This window comes from Kluyvera sp. CHPC 1.251, assembly GCF_036759945.1.
Lineage (GTDB): Bacteria > Pseudomonadota > Gammaproteobacteria > Enterobacterales > Enterobacteriaceae > Kluyvera > Kluyvera sichuanensis.
Map to the genome: position 1 here is coordinate 41,103 of NZ_JAPKIC010000014.1, position 16,132 is coordinate 57,234.

General features: G+C 56.4%; 15 protein-coding genes. 6 read left to right on the forward strand and 9 right to left on the reverse strand.

Annotated features, from left to right (window positions below; translation table 11 throughout):
* Positions 1–69 precede the first annotated feature (69 nt).
* The 7 genes from V6940_RS20695 to rhaB form a co-directional block, all read right to left on the reverse strand.
* On the reverse strand, positions 70–1,074 hold the full coding sequence (locus V6940_RS20695; protein WP_333497144.1) for an ABC transporter permease: 1,005 nt from the start codon (positions 1,072–1,074) through the stop codon (positions 70–72).
* A complete protein-coding gene (locus V6940_RS20700) occupies positions 1,071–2,075 on the reverse strand; it encodes an ABC transporter permease (RefSeq protein ID WP_333497145.1) in 1,005 nt (334 codons plus the stop codon). Before V6940_RS20700 ends, V6940_RS20695 begins: the two co-directional genes overlap by 4 nt.
* The gene (locus tag V6940_RS20705) at positions 2,076–3,581 is read right to left on the reverse strand and encodes a sugar ABC transporter ATP-binding protein (protein ID WP_333497146.1); all 1,506 of its coding nucleotides are present in this window, start codon (positions 3,579–3,581) and stop codon (positions 2,076–2,078) included.
* 98 nt (positions 3,582–3,679) lie between these two features.
* Entirely contained in the window at positions 3,680–4,666 is a 987-nt protein-coding gene (rhaS, locus tag V6940_RS20710; protein ID WP_035892339.1) for a rhamnose ABC transporter substrate-binding protein, read from the reverse strand.
* A gap of 89 nt (positions 4,667–4,755) precedes the next feature.
* Positions 4,756–5,586, reverse strand: a complete 831-nt coding sequence (gene rhaD / locus V6940_RS20715; protein WP_333497147.1) for a rhamnulose-1-phosphate aldolase — start codon at positions 5,584–5,586, stop codon at positions 4,756–4,758.
* A 125-nt stretch (positions 5,587–5,711) separates the two neighbouring features.
* Complete coding sequence (gene rhaA / locus V6940_RS20720) at positions 5,712–6,971, reverse strand: L-rhamnose isomerase (RefSeq protein WP_333497148.1); 1,260 nt, start codon at positions 6,969–6,971, stop codon at positions 5,712–5,714.
* Positions 6,968–8,437 carry a rhamnulokinase gene (gene rhaB, locus V6940_RS20725; protein WP_333497149.1) on the reverse strand — a complete coding sequence of 490 codons (1,470 nt, stop codon included), beginning with the start codon at positions 8,435–8,437 and terminating at the stop codon, positions 6,968–6,970. The genes rhaA and rhaB overlap by 4 nt, the downstream gene beginning before the upstream one ends.
* 292 nt (positions 8,438–8,729) lie before the next feature.
* Between rhaB and rhaS (V6940_RS20730) the strand changes: the two genes are divergently transcribed.
* The 4 genes from rhaS (V6940_RS20730) (at position 8,730) to yiiM (ending at position 12,012) form a co-directional block, all read left to right on the forward strand.
* Positions 8,730–9,566: an HTH-type transcriptional activator RhaS gene (rhaS, locus tag V6940_RS20730; RefSeq protein ID WP_333497150.1), complete on the forward strand. Its 837-nt coding sequence runs from the start codon at positions 8,730–8,732 to the stop codon at positions 9,564–9,566.
* 71 nt (positions 9,567–9,637) lie between these two features.
* On the forward strand, positions 9,638–10,489 hold the full coding sequence (gene rhaR, locus V6940_RS20735) for an HTH-type transcriptional activator RhaR (protein ID WP_333497151.1): 852 nt from the start codon (positions 9,638–9,640) through the stop codon (positions 10,487–10,489).
* Between the two features lie 158 nt (positions 10,490–10,647).
* On the forward strand, positions 10,648–11,268 hold the full coding sequence (gene sodA, locus V6940_RS20740) for a superoxide dismutase [Mn] (RefSeq protein ID WP_035892347.1): 621 nt from the start codon (positions 10,648–10,650) through the stop codon (positions 11,266–11,268).
* Between the two features lie 69 nt (positions 11,269–11,337).
* The gene (yiiM, locus tag V6940_RS20745) at positions 11,338–12,012 is read left to right on the forward strand and encodes a 6-hydroxyaminopurine reductase (protein ID WP_333497152.1); all 675 of its coding nucleotides are present in this window, start codon (positions 11,338–11,340) and stop codon (positions 12,010–12,012) included.
* Positions 12,013–12,178: 166 nt separating this feature from the next.
* Here yiiM and cpxA read toward each other — a convergent pair whose 3' ends face one another.
* Together cpxA and cpxR are read right to left on the reverse strand one after the other, a co-directional pair.
* Entirely contained in the window at positions 12,179–13,552 is a 1,374-nt protein-coding gene (cpxA, locus tag V6940_RS20750; protein WP_333497153.1) for an envelope stress sensor histidine kinase CpxA, read from the reverse strand.
* The gene (cpxR, locus tag V6940_RS20755; RefSeq protein WP_185668816.1) at positions 13,549–14,247 is read right to left on the reverse strand and encodes an envelope stress response regulator transcription factor CpxR; all 699 of its coding nucleotides are present in this window, start codon (positions 14,245–14,247) and stop codon (positions 13,549–13,551) included. Before cpxR ends, cpxA begins: the two co-directional genes overlap by 4 nt.
* 149 nt (positions 14,248–14,396) lie before the next feature.
* Between cpxR and cpxP the strand changes: the two genes are divergently transcribed.
* Complete coding sequence (gene cpxP, locus V6940_RS20760; RefSeq protein WP_333497154.1) at positions 14,397–14,903, forward strand: cell-envelope stress modulator CpxP; 507 nt, start codon at positions 14,397–14,399, stop codon at positions 14,901–14,903.
* A 138-nt stretch (positions 14,904–15,041) separates the two neighbouring features.
* Positions 15,042–15,935 (forward strand): CDF family cation-efflux transporter FieF, encoded by an 894-nt coding sequence (gene fieF, locus V6940_RS20765; protein WP_035892352.1) that lies wholly within the window; start codon positions 15,042–15,044, stop codon positions 15,933–15,935.
* Positions 15,936–16,132: the final 197 nt, after the last annotated feature.

Genomic DNA, 16,132 nt, shown 5'->3' on the forward strand with positions numbered 1-16,132 from the left:
GTGTTTCTCCTTAAATACCTAACTTATGAAATCCTGGGTTCCCCTCATCCAGTGGGGTGAGGGGAAAATTTAAATGCGTCGTCGCTGCATCACCCGGCGGGCGATAATCGGCAGTGAAATCACCACAATCAGCATTGCGCCGATGATGATGGACATCACGATGCCGGGGACGTTAAGCAGGCTGAGCCCGAAGGTGACCAGCCCCATCAGGAAGGCGGCGATAATCACGCCGACCATGCTGCCCGAGCCGCCAAGAATGTTGACGCCGCCGAGCACCGCCATGGTGACTACCGCCAGCTCCCAGCCCATCGCAATCGTTGGGCGAGTACTGCCGAGGCGCGAGGTCAGCAGTACCGCCGCCAGGCCAGACATCAACCCTACCAGTGCGAACAGCAGCAGGTTGTGACGCTTGACGTTAATCCCCGAATACCATGCGCCGGTGGGGTTATTGCCGATGGCGTAGGTGCGGCGACCAAAGTTGGTTTTGTGCAGCAGGAAGGCAAAGGCTGCTGCGAGCACGATAAACAGCGCGAACTCAAACGACAGCGCGCCCCATACGTAGCCCTGGCCGAACCAGGCGAAGCTCTCCGGGTATTTATTCAGCGCCTGGTCACCGAGCAGAATGTAGGTAATGCCGCGATACAGGCTCATCGTGCCGATGGTGATAACGATCGACGAGAGGTTAAAGCGGGTCACCAGCAGGCCGTTAAACAGCCCGCACAGCAGGCCGACTCCCAGCCCAACGCAGACCAGCAGCGGCGTATCGACTCCCGCCGCGGCGCAGAAGCCCATCAGCGTGGAACTCAGGGCAATGGTCGATGCCACCGACAGATCAATCTCCCTGGCGATAATCAGCATCGCCATCGGCAGCACGATGATCGCCTTCTCGGTGAAGTTGAAGGTGGCGTCCGACAGGTTCCAGATGTTGAGGAAGTAGGGTGAAGCCAGCGCGTTGCCGACAAACACCAGCAGCGTTACCGCCAGTAAAAAGCCTTCCCAGCACAGCAGTCGCTGGAAGAACGACGGCGCGGCGACTTCGGTTTTAATCTCGTCCGGCATCATTATTTTGCTCATGAGCGCACCGCCTGTTTCTGTCGGGCCAGCGCGGCATCGCGCAGGATCAGTCGTCCTTTACGTTTATTGCCGCGTTCGTTCAGCAGGACGGCAATCACAATGACCGCGCCGGAAATGGCCATCTGCCAGAACGGCGAAATGCCGATCACCGGCAGGGCGTTGTTGATGATGCCGAGGAACAGCGCGCCGCACAGGCAACCGACGACGCGTCCGGTGCCGCCCATGGTGCTGATACCACCGATGACGCAGGCTGCGACAACCTGCAGCTCAAAGCCGTTCGCCACGTCAACGTAGGCTACGGCGAAGCGAGAGATCCACAAGTAGCCGCAGAATCCGGCCAGCGCGCCGGAGAGGCAGAAGCTGACGAACTGCATTTTCCCGGCGTTGATCCCGGTGTAGTAGGCGGCGGTGGCGTTGCCCCCGGCGGTGTACAGCGCGCGCCCGGTACGGCTAAAGCGTAGGAAGTAGCCAACCAGCAGCAGCGCGGCGACGGCAAACCAGCTCAATACCGGCAGGCCCAGCAGCGAGGTGCGCGGCAGGCCGAGGAAGTCGGCGCTCATCTGGTGCGAGTTAACCCAGCCGCCGTCGGAGAGCAGAAAGATAATGCCGCGGTAGATGCTCATGGTGCCAAGCGTCACCACAATCGCCGGGATCCCGAGCTTCCAGACCAGCAGGCCGTTAATCATCCCCATCACCAGCCCCAGCGCGGTTGCCAGCAGCAGCAACGCCCAGACCGGCACGGCGGGGTAGTGGAAATTAAGCAGCGCCACGATCATCCCGGTGAGCGCCAGGTTGGCGGCCATCGACAGGTCGATGCCTTTGGTCAGCAGCACCATCATCTGCCCCAGCGCGAGGATGATTAAGATGGCGGTATCGTTGAACATCTCCACCAGGTTGCCCGGCGAAACGAACGACGGCACGCGGCTGCCGATGGCGACGATCATCAAAATGATCACTGCGGCGAGCAGCGCTTCGCGGTGTTTAAATAAGGATTGCCACATTTATGCTGCCTCCTTCCCCGCGCCGCTGGCGGCGCTGACGATGGTTTCTGCGGTGGCTTCACCGGCCTGATATTCCGCGACCATCAGCCCTTCATGCATCACGATGATACGGTCGGCCATGCCCATCACTTCCGGCAGCTCTGATGAGACCATAATCACCGCCAGCCCTTGAGCAACCAGCTCGGACATAAACTGATGCACCGCGGCTTTTGAGCCGATATCGATACCCTTGGTGGGTTCATCAAGAATGATCACGTCAGGATGGGTTGCCAGCCATTTGCCGATCACCACCTTCTGCTGGTTACCGCCGGAGAGCGTCTCTACCGGCTGCCGCCAGCTAAAGGCTTTCACCTGCAGGCGGCGCGCGTATTCATCGGCCAGTTGCCATTCGCGGGCGTCGTTGAGCACACCGCGCGGGTTGAGTTTGCTAAGCTGCGGCAGGCTGATGTTCTGGGCAATCGGCAGTTCAATAATCGCCCCCTGTTTCTGCCGCTCTTCCGGCACGCAGACGATCCCGGCGTTGATGGCATCGGCTGGCTGGCGAAAATGCACCGCCTTGCCGTTGAGGACAATCTCGCCGGAGGAGGGATGTGATACGCCGGAAAGCGCTTGCATCAGCTCGGTGCGCCCGGCGCCGACCAGACCATAGAAACCGAGAATTTCCCCTTTACGCAGGGTGAAATCGATATGGGCAAATTCGGTCGGGTGGCAAAGGTCTTTGACCTCCAGCACCACGCTGCCTTTTTCGCACGCCACTTTCGGGTAGGTTTGCGTGATCGCGCGGCCCACCATCATGGCGACCATCCGCTCTTCGGTTATCTCATTGATTGCGCCGGAGCCCACGTACACGCCGTCGCGCAAAATGGTGTAGTGATCGGCCAGCTCAAAAATTTCATCAAACTTGTGCGAGATAAACAGAATGGCTTTGCCTTCCTGCTTCAAGCGTTCAACGATTTGATAAAACTCCAGAATCTCGTGCTGGGAGAGGGCGGCGGTGGGTTCATCGAGGATAACCACCTGCGCCTCAAACGACAGCGCACGCGCAATGGCCACCATGTGGCGCTGGGCAATGCTGAGGGTTTTTAGGGTGGCGCGTGGGTCAATCTGCACATCGAGGCGGGTGAGTATTTCCCGCGCTTTCTGGTGCATTACAGGCCAGTCGAGCTTTTTCAGCCAGCCTTTATAGAGGTACTGACCGACAAAAATATTTTCGGTGACCGAGAGCTCGTCGAACAGTACGGTTTCCTGATGAATAGCAGTGATCCCCACCCGGTGCGCGGAGTCCGGTGTGGGCAGGGTAATCGGAATGGCTTTGTAGAGAATCTCGCCCTCTTCGGGCTGATAGATGCCGGTCATCACTTTGACCAGTGTGGATTTGCCCGCGCCGTTTTCACCGATTAATGCGGTGACCTTGCCGGGCCAAAGATCGAGCTGCACGTTTTCAAGTGCGCGCACGCCGGGGAACACTTTGGTGATCCCCTTAAGCTGCAGCAAAGGTGTAGCCATGATAAGTCTCCATCATTGGGGTTGTAGGCCGGATAAGCGATAGCGTCATCCGGCAAAACGGCGGGTGGCGCTATCGCTTACCCGCCCTACAAAACGCATCAGAAGATTTTTGAGAACTTATCAATATTGCTGGCATCGTAGACGAACGGCTCGGACATCGCGCCGTTGCCGTCAGCATCGAGCTTCACTTTGCCCAGCTTGCCCATGCTGGCTTCGGTTTTGGTTGCCGTGCCTTTTACCAGGTCATCAGCGAGATAGGTGGCAGCATAGCCCAGATCGATCGGGTTCCAGATGGCGAAGCTTTTGCTCGCGCCAGACTTAATCGCGCCGGCCATTTCAGACGGCAGCCCCAGCCCGGTGACGTAAACCTTGCCGATTTTTCCCTGATCCTTCACCGCCTGCGCCGCCGCTACGATACCGACAGAGGAGGGGGAGACAATCACTTTCAGATCCGGGTAAGACTTCAGCAGCCCAACCGCTTCGCGGTAGCTCTTATCCGACAGGTCGTCGCCGTAGGCCACGGTCACCAGGTTGATGGACGGATAGTTCGGCAGCACCTTTTTCATCTCGCCAATCCAGATGTTCTGGTTGGTAGAGGTGGGGGTGGCGCTCAGAATGGCGACGTCGCCTTTCTCTACGTTCAGCGCTTTCAGCGCATCGGCGGCGAGCTTCACGTTGGTTTCGCCAATCAGCTGGTTATTAGAAGGGTTCAGGTGAATCTGACGGCCACCGGCAGCAACGCCGGAATCCCATGACACGACCTTAATGCCGCGCTGCATGGCTTTTTTCAGCACCGGCACCACCGCATCGGGATCGTTGGCGGAAATAGCGATCGCATCGACGCCCTGGGCGATCAACCCGTTGAGCACTTCGATCTGCGCTTCAGCCGTGGTGGTGGTCGGGCCGGTATAAATGACTTTAACATCGCCTAACTCTTTGGCCGCCTCCTGTGCGCCAACGTTCGCGGCTTCGAAGAAGCCATTGCCTAATGACTTGGCCACAAGGGCAATTTTCACTTCAGCTAAAGCGGAACCGGACAACGCCAGGGCGGCAACGGTGAGGATGAAGCTTGCTTTTATTTTCATTGCTTGTACTCCACGGTTTTGAGTTAGTTGGTTTGCAGGTAACAGAGTTTCCCCTGCGGATCGTTGCCCGCAGGGGTTATGCGATGTTCTTACTTGTACAGATTTAATGCACTGGCCATCGGGGTGACGCCAAAGCGCTGGCCGAGAGCAATCAGTTCTTGCTGGGTGATGGTCTGCTTCATACCGCCCATCGAGTACACCTTCACCAGCACTTCTGCGGATTTTTCAGCGGTATCGATCAGACCAAAGGCTTCGTCGAGCGTTGGGCCGCTGCCGAAGACGCCGTGGAACGGCCACAGCACCAGAGAGTGCTGCTGCATTTCGACGGCGGTCGCCTGGCCGATTTCATCAGTACCCGGCACCATCCACGGCAGAATGCCGACGCCGTCCGGGAAGACCACCAGACACTCGGTGCTGCCTTCCCACAGTTTGCGGGTAATCAGCGCGGTGTCGTTTTCCAGTACGTAGGTCAGCGCGATCAGGTTAGTCGCGTGGCAGTGCATGATGACGCGGTCTTTACCACCGGTCAGTTTGATACGTTCGCAGTGTGACAGGAAATGCGCTGGCAGTTCGGAGGTTGGTACGGCTTCGTGAGTCAGCCCCCACAAAATATGGTAGCCCGCACCGTCGCTATCGACCTTCACCACGCCGAGGTTGGCGGCTGGGTCGAGCTGGACGTTGCGGAAGAATTTACCGGAGCCGGTGACGATAAACGGCGTGTTCGCCAGCATCGGCATCGGCTGGCTCAGGGCGATATAGCGCGGTTTGGCGTGGAAATCGGCGGTGAAAGGCGCGATATCCGCATCGTCCAGACGCAGCGTCAGGTTGCCGCCGTTGCGCTCGTCCCAGCCTTTTAACCAGGCGTCAGAGGTGGCTTTAATCATGCCCTGGACGAACCAGGAATCGGTAATGGTCTGCATAGTCTTTGTGTCCTGTTGTCTCGGTGAGGTGTTTCCCCTCACCCTAGCCCTCTCCCCTAAGGGGCGAGGGAACGGTTCGGTTTTCTCCCTCTCCCTTTCAGGGAGAGGGTCGGGGTGAGGGTCAATCACCCACGCTTGTTCAGAATCTCTTTCTCGTAGCTGCGCACGTTCTCCAGCCACTGGCTGCCCGCTGGTGTATCGTTGCGCTGGCAGTACATTTCCCATACCGCCTGCCACGGCAGGCACTTCTGCTCTTCCAGCAGCGCCAGACGCGCGGTGTAGTCACCGTCAACTTCCAGCTGACGCAGCTGTTCGGTTGGTTCCAGCAGCGCGCGCAGCAGGGCTTTCTTCATGTTGCGGGTACCGATAACCCATGCCGCGATGCGGTTGATAGAGGCGTCGAAGAAATCGAGGCCGATGTGCACGCGGTCAAACAGGTCGTGGCGGATAATTTCACTCGCGATGGCCTGGGTTTCGTCGTCCAGCAGCACAACATGGTCGCTGTCCCAACGTACCGGGCGGCTCACATGCAGCAGCAGGCGCGGCACGTACAGCATGGCGGCGGAGATTTTGTCGGAGATAACTTCCGTTGGGTGGAAGTGACCGGCATCCAGGCACAGTGCGGTCTGACGGCTGGTGGCGTAGCCCATATAGAACTCGTTGGAGCCCACGGTGTAGCTCTCAGCACCAATGCCGAACAGCTTGCTCTCAACGGCATCGATGTGATGCGCCGGGTCCAGTTTTTCGCTGATGACTTCATCCAGCGCGGCGGCCAGACGCTGGCGCGGCGCTAAACGGTCAACGGTCACGTCTTTCATGCCGTCCGGGATCCAGATGTTCATTACCGAAGGCGTTCCCAGCTGTTCGCCAAACCAGGCGGAAACGCGGCGGCTGGCCTTGCAGTGGTCAATCCAGAACTGGCGAATTTTCGGGTCGGCGTGAGACAGCGTAAAGCCGTCGGCGCTCAGCGGATGTGAGAAGCAGGACGGGTTAAAATCGAGACCCAGCTTGTGTTTTTTCGCCCACTCAACCCAGTTTTTGAAGTGCTCAGGTTTAATCTCGTCGCGCGCCACCGGGGTGTCAGACTCCAGATAGATAGCGTGCAGGTTCAGACGCTTTGGCCCAGGAATCAGGCTCAGCGCCTGCTCCAGGTCGGCGCGCAGCTCGGTGGCGTTACGCGCTTTGCCCGGATAGTTACCGGTCGCCTGAATACCACCCGTCAAGCTGCCTTCTGGATTTTCAAAACCCGCGACGTCATCGCCCTGCCAGCAGTGCATGGATACCGGTAAGCGGTCCAACTGGCGTAACGCCTCTTCGACATCAATACCCACAGCGGAATAGCGCTGTTTCGCGAGTTCCCAGGCTTGTTCTAGTTGAGTGGTCATGCGCAAAGCTCCTTTGTCTGTCGTTGTTGCTGAAACTGCGCAACGTAGCGGGCAATTTCATGGTCTGAATTCGGGGTAAACGTGGTGAGGCCGTAGTTACCGGTCACCACCTTGCGGAAATCGTCGACGTTGGTGAGTTCGTCCAGCGTCATTAATTGGATGCCAATGTTGCCGAGGGTTGAGGCCTCAATCGGGCCAGCGACTACCGTGATGCCGCAGGCATCGGCGCACAGCTGGTTCAGCATCTGGTTCTGGCAACCGCCGCCAACGATATGCAGCTGGCTGAACGGTTTGCCGCGCAGCTGTGCCAACTCATTGAGCACGTCGGCATACAGCAGCGCCAGGCTGTCGAAGATGCAGCGCGCCAGCTCGGCAGGGGTATGGGGAACGGGTTGCGCGGCTTCGCGGCAGGCAGCCTGAATCTCGGCGCTCATATTTTCCGGGTTGATGAAGCGATCATCGTTCGGGTTAATCAGGTAGCGGCAGGCTGGTAGCTTCTCCGCCCCGGCAATCAGATCGGGCAGGCTGCCGATGTTCTGCTCTTTCAGCACTCGCTGCAGCAGCCACAGGCCCATGATATTTTTCAGCACCCGGTAGCGCCCTTCCGCGCCGCCTTCGTTGGTGATGTTGGCGCGTTGCGCCTGTTCGCTGGTGTACGGCGTTTTGCTCTCAAAGCCCATCAGCGACCAGGTGCCAGAAGAGAGATAAGCGGCATCGCGGTCAGCCAGCGGTGAAGCAATGACGGCGCTAGCGGTGTCGTGGCTGGCAACGGCAACCACAGGAATATCATTGCCCTGCGGACAGACCCAGTGGCCTATCACATTGCCGGGATGCGTCGGCGTACCAAACCAGGACGACGGTGCGCCGGTCCAGTTCAGCAGATCCTCATCCCAGTTATCACTATCAATATTGACCAGCTGCGTGGTGGTGGCGTTGGTGTATTCCCAGTTCATCTTGCCGGTCAGGCGGAAGCTGAGGTAGTCCGGGATCAGCAGGGCGTGAGCGGCCTGGCTCACCAGCTCCGGCTGCTGTTCAACCAGCGCGCGCAGCTGATAGAGCGTATTGAACGGCAGAAACTGAATACCGCTGCGGCGGTAGATCTCACCTTTACCCAGCTGTTCCATCGCCATTGCCATCACGCCATCGGTGCGGCTATCGCGGTAGGCCACCGGCAGGCCGACACGCTGCCCGCGCTGGTCCAGCAGGACGTAGTCCACGCCCCAGGTATCGATGCCGATGCTGTCGATCAGAATGCCTTCGTCGCACACTTTGTTGAGGCCGATACGGATTTCGGCTTCCAGCGCGTCGATATCCCAGGTGTCAAAACCATCGCGCTTATGCAGGTTATTGGCGAAGCGGTGGATTTCGCGCAGTGAAAGCGAACGCTGCGCGCTATCAAAGCGTGCCAGCATTACGCGTCCGCTGGAGGCGCCTAAATCGACGGCCACACAATGGCGAAAAGTCATGGCAAGAGTCCTTCTATGAGTCATTGCTGCTCAGTCTAGAAAAAGCGCAATGCCACAACCTTCTCGTTACTGACAGGCGAAATTCGGCGCTGGCAAGAAAGCAAAGATGAACGTGAGAGAGTTCACAAATTCAGCCGATGAGGGGGTGTGATGCTGACCGCATTTCCCGATCTTTCCGGCTGTTTCTTGAAAAAACGACCGGCTTTGCGCGGTTTGCTGTCAAAACGTCAAGGTCAGATCCCTCATCCGATATTACTATCCTGATAACATTTCTCATTTGTCGGGGGTCGCGATGACCGTACTACACAGCGTGGATTTCTTCTCTTCAGGTAAGCTGCCCGTGGCGATTGAACCTCGACTTCCTCAGGCGGCATTTCCTGAACATCATCATGATTTTAATGAGATTGTTATCGTTGAACATGGCACGGGTATTCACGTGTTCAATGGTCAGCCGCATACCATTTGCGGCGGCACGGTTTGCTTCGTCCGTGACTTCGACCGGCACCTCTATGAGCACACGGAAAACCTCTGTCTGACCAACGTGCTGTACCGCGCGCCGGATGCTTTCCAGTTCTTGTCAGGTCTTAATAAGCTGCTGCCGCAGGAGCAGGATGGTCACTATCCTTCCCATTGGCGCGTAAACCAGAGCACCTTGCAGCAGGTGAGAACGATTGTCGGACAGATGGAAGAGGCGAATGACAGCACCGATATGATGTCGCTGGCGAATCGTGAAATTCTGTTTATGCAGCTGCTGGTGCTGCTGCGTAAAGGCAGCCAGGAACAAGGGGCGATGGACAACGATGCCCGTCTGAATCAACTAATGGCGTGGCTGGAAGATCACTTTGCCGAAGAGGTGTGCTGGGAAGGGGTCGCGGACCGATTCTCGCTCTCTCTGCGCACGCTGCACCGCCAGCTGAAGCACTGTACTGGACTGACGCCGCAGCGCTATCTCAACCGCCTGCGCCTGATTAAAGCGCGCCATCTGCTGCGCCACAGCGATGAGAGCGTTACCGATATCGCCTATCGCTGTGGTTTTGGCGACAGTAACCACTTTTCGACCCTTTTTCGCCGTGAATTCAACTGGTCGCCGCGCGATATTCGCCAGGGGCGGGACACCCTGCTTCAGTAACGCGAAGGGAATCACCGTTTTTTGCCTCGAAACGGCTAATAATAGAGAGTTGTTAGTCGTGAGGTGCCAGCGTGCCAGGCCAGTTAATTCTTCGAAAAGCGGATTTTTTTGCCAATCCGACGCAAGCCGTGGCGGTGGCGGACCGCTATCCGCAAAACGTTTTTGCGGAGCATACCCACGAATTTAACGAGCTGGTGCTGGTCTGGCGCGGTAACGGCTTACATATCCTCAACGACCGTCCTTACCGCATCACCCGCGGCGATCTGTTTTATATCCGCGCGGAAGACAAACACTCCTATGCCTCGGTTAACGATCTGGTTTTACAGAATATTATCTACTGCCCCGAGCGCTTAAAGCTCAATCTTGATTGGGTGGCCCATATTCCAGGGCTGCACGGCTCTCACTGGGCGCCGCACTGGCGCATAGGCAGCACCGGTATGACGCAGGCACGGCAGATAATGACTCAGCTGGAGCAGGAGAGTCGAAAAGACGATGCGTTAGCTAATGAGATGTCCGAACTGCTGTTTGCCCAGCTGGTGGTCTGCCTCAAGCGCTATCGTTATGCCACCGATAACCAGGCGGCGACGCAAAGCGAAGCGCTGCTCGACAAGCTGCTGACCGTGCTGGCGGGTAGCCTGAACCGTCCTTTCGTGCTTGATACTTTCTGCGAGCAGCAGGGCTGCAGCGAGCGCACCCTGCGCCAGCAGTTCCGCAGCCAGACCGGCATGACCGTTAACCACTACCTGCGGCAGCTGCGGATTTGCCACGCGCAATATCTGCTTCAGCACACCGAACTGCTGATTGGCGAAGTGGCGATGCGCTGCGGCTTTGAGGACAGTAACTACTTTTCGGTGGTCTTTAACCGCGAGATTGGGATGACGCCAGGGCAGTGGCGACAAAAAAGCCGAATTCCCGTCAATTAACCTGAATGCCGCGTGTTATCAGGAACATAACAAAATGTTATAACCTTATAAAAACTACGGCATTGATAATCATTTTCAATATCATTTAATTAACTATAATGAACCAACTGATTACGCGGCGTTTACAGGTTTGCCGCCCGACAATAATGGAGATGATTATGAGCTATACCCTGCCATCACTGCCTTATGCGTACGATGCCCTGGAACCGCACTTCGACAAACAGACGATGGAAATCCATCACAGCAAACACCACCAGGCCTACGTCAACAACGCTAACGCAGCGCTGGAAAGCCTGCCGGAATTCGCTGCGCTGTCTGCTGAAGAGCTGATCGCGAAACTGGACCAACTGCCGGCTGACAAGAAAACCGTTCTGCGTAACAACGCTGGCGGCCACGCTAACCACAGCTTCTTCTGGAAAGGCCTGAAAAAAGGCACCACCCTGCAGGGTGACCTGAAAGCGGCTATCGAGCGTGATTTCGGTTCCGTTGATAACTTCAAAGCTGAATTTGAAAAAGCAGCTGCAACTCGCTTCGGCTCTGGCTGGGCGTGGCTGGTGCTGAAAGGCGACAAACTGGCTGTGGTTTCTACCGCAAACCAGGACTCCCCGCTGATGGGTGAAGCCGTTTCCGGCGCTTCCGGTTTCCCAATCGTGGGCCTGGACGTTTGGGAACACGCTTACTACCTGAAATTCCAGAACCGCCGCCCGGACTACATCAAAGAGTTCTGGAACGTGGTGAACTGGGACGAAGCAGCAGCGCGTTTCGCCGCTAAAAAATAATTTGCATTGCCGGTCTGTAGAAGCGAGTCTGATGACTCGCTTTTTTTGTATCCGCCTTAGGAGCAGCAGATGCATTTTCCGGTTGATGTGTTTATTGGCAAAATCCGCGACTATGACGGCAGTCGCCCAAGCGCCATCGCGAAGGTCCAGATGGATGGCGAACTGGAACTCACCGAGCTGGGACTGTTGGGTGATGAACAGGCCGAGAAAAAAATCCACGGCGGCCCCGACCGTGCGCTGTGTCAGTTCCCCCGTGAACATTACGCTGACCTGATTCGTGACTTCCCCGAACAGGCTGCCCTGTTTTGCGCCCCTGCCTTTGGTGAAAACCTGTCGACGGAAGGCATGACCGAGCACAACGTCTTTATCGGTGATATTTACCGGTGGGGTGAGACGCTGATCCAGGTCACCCAGCCGCGTTCTCCGTGCTTTAAGCTCAATTTCCATTTTGCCATCAGTGATATGGCATCGTTGATGCAAAACAGCGGCAAGGTCGGTTGGCTGTACCGGGTGATTGCACCGGGTAAGGTTTCTACTGACGCTCCGCTGGAACTGGTATCGCGTCTGAGCGATGTTTCTGTGTATGACGCCGCCGCGATTGCCTGGCATATGCCGTTTGATGACGACCAGTATCACCGCCTGCTGAGCGCTGCAGGGCTGTCGGTGAGCTGGAGCAGAACCATGCAGAAGCGTCGACTGAGCGGCAAGATTGAAGATAGCAGCAGAAGATTGTGGGGCAAGTAGCTTGGGCGAAGTGTTTAGGCTGAACTGGGGCTTTATCACCGATCCCGGCGGCGCTTCACTTGGCCGGGTGACATTCGGTTCTTGTAGGCCTGATAAGCGTAGCCCCATCAGGCGGTCAAACGCACATTGCTAAAAAAATCGGCCTGCATAAGCAGGCCGATGGTTTTTAGGTTCGCTTATAAAGCGGTAGCCACAGCGTGAGCCGCAACCCGCCGAGCGGGCTATCGTCCGCCTTCACCCAGCCGCGATGCTGCTGCATGGCGCTTTCCACAATCGCCAGCCCCAGCCCCGTCCCGCCAGATTCACGGTCACGCGCCTCATCGGTGCGATAGAACGGACGGAAAATCTGCTCGCGGTCTTCCGGGCTTACGCCTGGGCCGTCGTCGTCCACGTGAACGGTGACGCCGTCTTTATCCACCGAGAAGCTCACGGCGATTTTGGTGTGCGAGTAACGCAGGGCGTTGCGCACGATATTCTCCAGCGCACTTTCCAGCGCGTTCGGGTTACCGTAAAGCGGCCACGGACCCGGCGGATAATCGACGCTGAACGACTTGCCCATCTGTTCTGCTTCAAACGCGGCGTTGTCCAGCACGTCGCCCCACAGCAGATTAGCCTTCAGGGTTTCGCTGACCAGCGCGCTTTTCTGCTGATTACGCGACATTACCAGCATGTCGTTGATCATGCTGTCCAGACGCTGCGCCTCGGTTTCAATGCGCTCCAGCTCTTTACTCTCGCCGCTGCGACGGCGCAGCAACGCCGTGCCAAGCTGCAGACGCGTTAACGGCGTACGCAGTTCGTGAGAGATGTCGGAGAGCAGTCGCTGTTGCGACGTCATCATGCGCTCAAGCGCCATCACCATCTGGTTAAAGCTGGCACCGGCGGCCAGGAACTCCTGTGGCCCGGCCTCAAGCTCAGGATGCTGGCGCAGGTTGCCCTGAGCGACTTCATCCGCGGCATTTTTCAGCTTACGCGCCGGTTTTGCCAGACTCCACGCCAGCCACAAGAGTAGCGGGGCGCTGACCAGCATGGTGACGATAAGCAGCAGTAAAGGCCGGTCGAACAGCAGGTTGATAAAGTCGGACTGTGAACTGCTTGCCGGACGGATCAGGTATAACTGGTAGTTATCTTCCCCGTCACGAATGGAGAACGGCCCAACCAACTCAACGCGACCGTACTTCTTCTTCTGCGGATGATCGGAGTTATCAGACTGGCCGATAAAGTTACGAATGATCTGCATTTCGTTGCGTTCCGCGCCGATCACGCGGCCTTCGCTAGTCACCAGCAATAAACGCTGGCCCGGCGGTGCCCACTTATCAATTGCGCGGAACAGCCGACGCCACCACATCAAATCGTTGGGTGGATCGTTGGCCAGTTCTTCTTCAACGTGTTGTTCAATCATCAGACCCTGACGCTGCTCACTATCGAGCAGCTCGGTCATTTGACGAGAGTCGAGCTTTGGCAGCATCAAAACCAGCATCAGCACCAGCGCTAGCGTTAGCCAGAAGATGGCGAAGATGCGAGCGGTTAAACTTCCTATCATGAAGCGGAGACCATCAGATAGCCGCGACCACGCAGGGTTTTAAACCATGGATGACCGTCTTTGCGTTCCGGCAGTTTCCGACGCAGGTTAGAGATGTGCATATCAATCGCACGGTCGAACGGCGTTAAGCGTTTACCCAGCACTTCCTGACTCAGGTGTTCACGAGAAACCACCTGGCCCAGGTGCTGTGCCAGCAGATAGAGCAGGGTAAATTCAGTACCGGTCAGCTCAAGCGTTTGACCATCGAAGCTGGCTTCCTGACGACCAGGGTTCAGGCTCAGCGCGTCAACTTCCACGGTAGGTGAACTGGTATCGCTACTTTGCTGCTGTTCGCTCCAGTGTGAACGGCGCAAAATAGCGCGAATACGCGCGACCAGTTCGCGATCGTTAAACGGTTTAGGCAGATAGTCATCCGCGCCTAGCTCAAGGCCCAGCACGCGATCCAACTCGCTTCCGCGAGCGGTTAACATAATGACGGGAGTCTGGTGTGTCTGTCGCAATTCTTTCAGCGTGTCGATACCGTTTTTCTTCGGCATCATCACGTCGAGTAAAAGTAGGTCGATGCTGTCGTCAATCAGCGATAACGCCTGTTCGCCATCATGGGCAACAAGGACGTTAAAGCCTTCCATATCAAGAAGTTCCTTGAGCAAGGAAGTCAGCTCGCGGTCATCATCAACTAATAAAATTTTATTCATATTTTCATCCCTCCGAGGCAGAAATTACGTCATCAGAGCCAGCGAATCCATGACTTTACGTTGTTTTACACCCCCTGACGCATGTTTGCAGCCTGAATCGTAAACTGTCTCTCGTTGAATCGCGACACAAAAGTTTTTGGGAGCATGTGATGCGCAATGTTATCGCTGCCGTCATGGCCTCAACGCTGGCATTCAGTGCATATAGCCAGGCCGATGAAGTCGTCACCAGCGTTAACTGGCACCCAGCGGAAAGCAATACGCTGCGGAACGGCCAGGGCCATATGTTCGACGGTATTAGTTTAACCGAACATCAACGCCAACAGATGCGCGATCTGATGCAAAGGGCACGACACGATCGTCCACCTGTTAATGTTAGCGAAATGGAGACAATGCATCGCCTTGTCACCGCAGATAAATTTGATGAAGCCGCCGTGCGAGCCCAGGCCGAAAAAATGGCCGAGGAGCAGGTAAACCGCCAGGTAGAAATGGCGCGGGTACGCAACCAGATGTACCGCCTGTTAACGCCGGAGCAGCAAGCGGCTTTAAATGAGAATCACCAGCAGCGTATGGAGCAGCTGCGTGACGTTGCACGGATGCAGCAAGGTTCAGTACCGAGTCAGAACCTGTTTAGTAGCAATACCCGTAGCAACCAGTAACAAACCCTGTTTTTCCTTGCCATAGACACCATCCCTGTCTTCCCCCTCATGATGAGGGGGTTTTTTTTGTCTTAAATTCGTCACCGCGCACCCCTCATACATTCCGCTATACTACGCAGATCGAAAGCAGGAGTGTTTATGAATCAATCTTATGGACGACTGGTAAGTCGTGCTGCAATCGCCGCGACGGTAATGGCTTCCGTGTTGTTGGTGATTAAAATTTTTGCGTGGTGGTATACCGGGTCAGTCAGTATTCTGGCGGCGCTGGTCGATTCACTGGTGGATATCGCCGCCTCGCTGACCAATCTGCTGGTGGTGCGCTATTCGCTGCAGCCGGCGGACGAGGAACACACCTTTGGGCACGGTAAGGCCGAATCGCTGGCGGCGCTGGCGCAGAGTATGTTTATTTCCGGTTCGGCGCTGTTCCTGTTCTTGACCGGGATTCAGCACCTGGCGCGACCAACGCCGATGAGCCAGCCGGGCATCGGTGTGGTGGTGACGGTGATTGCGCTTATCAGTACATTAGTTCTCGTGACGTTTCAGCGCTGGGTAGTCAGAAAAACCCAGAGCCAGGCCGTACGCGCGGATATGCTTCATTATCAGTCTGATGTTATGATGAACGGCGCGATTCTGGTCGCGCTTGGCCTCTCCTGGTACGGCTGGCATCGCGCCGATGCGCTGTTTGCATTAGGAATTGGCATCTATATTCTATATAGCGCGTTACGCATGGGGTACGAAGCGGTGCAATCGTTATTGGATCGCGCGCTGCCCGATGAAGAACGTCAGGAAATTTTCGACATCGTGACCACCTGGCCAGGTGTGAGCGGTGCTCACGATCTCCGAACGCGGCAGTCAGGGCCGACCCGCTTTATTCAGATTCATATTGAAATGGAAGACAACCTGCCGCTGGTTCAGGCGCATCACGTTGCCGATCAGGTGGAGCAGGCGATTTTGCATCGTTTTCCTGGGTCCGACGTGATTATTCATCAGGATCCATGCTCTGTTATGCTGCAGGCAAACAGAGACGTTTGAACTTTCGCAGTGGTTGTACGAAATGTGAGCTAAGTCGGCATTATTTGTATAAATAACCGCCGGTTAGCCTGACCTGAATCAATTCAGCAAGAAGCGCTTGATATACTATCTCTACATAGAGTCGTTCTCTCCCCCCTACATTGCGGGAGCGCTTCGGGCAGAAGAATTAATTTTTAGCATTCCTAAGTTCAGAGGTA

Excerpts from the sequence above, each read along its gene's own strand:
- V6940_RS20695 (WP_333497144.1), bottom strand. The coding sequence starts at position 1,074 with ATGAGCAAAATAATGATGCCGGACGAGATTAAAACCGAAGTCGCCGCG.
- V6940_RS20700 (WP_333497145.1), bottom strand. The coding sequence starts at position 2,075 with ATGTGGCAATCCTTATTTAAACACCGCGAAGCGCTGCTCGCCGCAGTG.
- V6940_RS20705 (WP_333497146.1), bottom strand. The coding sequence starts at position 3,581 with ATGGCTACACCTTTGCTGCAGCTTAAGGGGATCACCAAAGTGTTCCCC.
- rhaS (WP_035892339.1), bottom strand. The coding sequence starts at position 4,666 with ATGAAAATAAAAGCAAGCTTCATCCTCACCGTTGCCGCCCTGGCGTTG.
- rhaD (WP_333497147.1), bottom strand. The coding sequence starts at position 5,586 with ATGCAGACCATTACCGATTCCTGGTTCGTCCAGGGCATGATTAAAGCC.
- rhaA (WP_333497148.1), bottom strand. The coding sequence starts at position 6,971 with ATGACCACTCAACTAGAACAAGCCTGGGAACTCGCGAAACAGCGCTAT.
- rhaB (WP_333497149.1), bottom strand. The coding sequence starts at position 8,437 with ATGACTTTTCGCCATTGTGTGGCCGTCGATTTAGGCGCCTCCAGCGGA.
- rhaS (WP_333497150.1), top strand. The coding sequence starts at position 8,730 with ATGACCGTACTACACAGCGTGGATTTCTTCTCTTCAGGTAAGCTGCCC.
- sodA (WP_035892347.1), top strand. The coding sequence starts at position 10,648 with ATGAGCTATACCCTGCCATCACTGCCTTATGCGTACGATGCCCTGGAA.
- yiiM (WP_333497152.1), top strand. The coding sequence starts at position 11,338 with ATGCATTTTCCGGTTGATGTGTTTATTGGCAAAATCCGCGACTATGAC.
- cpxA (WP_333497153.1), bottom strand. The coding sequence starts at position 13,552 with ATGATAGGAAGTTTAACCGCTCGCATCTTCGCCATCTTCTGGCTAACG.
- cpxR (WP_185668816.1), bottom strand. The coding sequence starts at position 14,247 with ATGAATAAAATTTTATTAGTTGATGATGACCGCGAGCTGACTTCCTTG.
- cpxP (WP_333497154.1), top strand. The coding sequence starts at position 14,397 with ATGCGCAATGTTATCGCTGCCGTCATGGCCTCAACGCTGGCATTCAGT.
- fieF (WP_035892352.1), top strand. The coding sequence starts at position 15,042 with ATGAATCAATCTTATGGACGACTGGTAAGTCGTGCTGCAATCGCCGCG.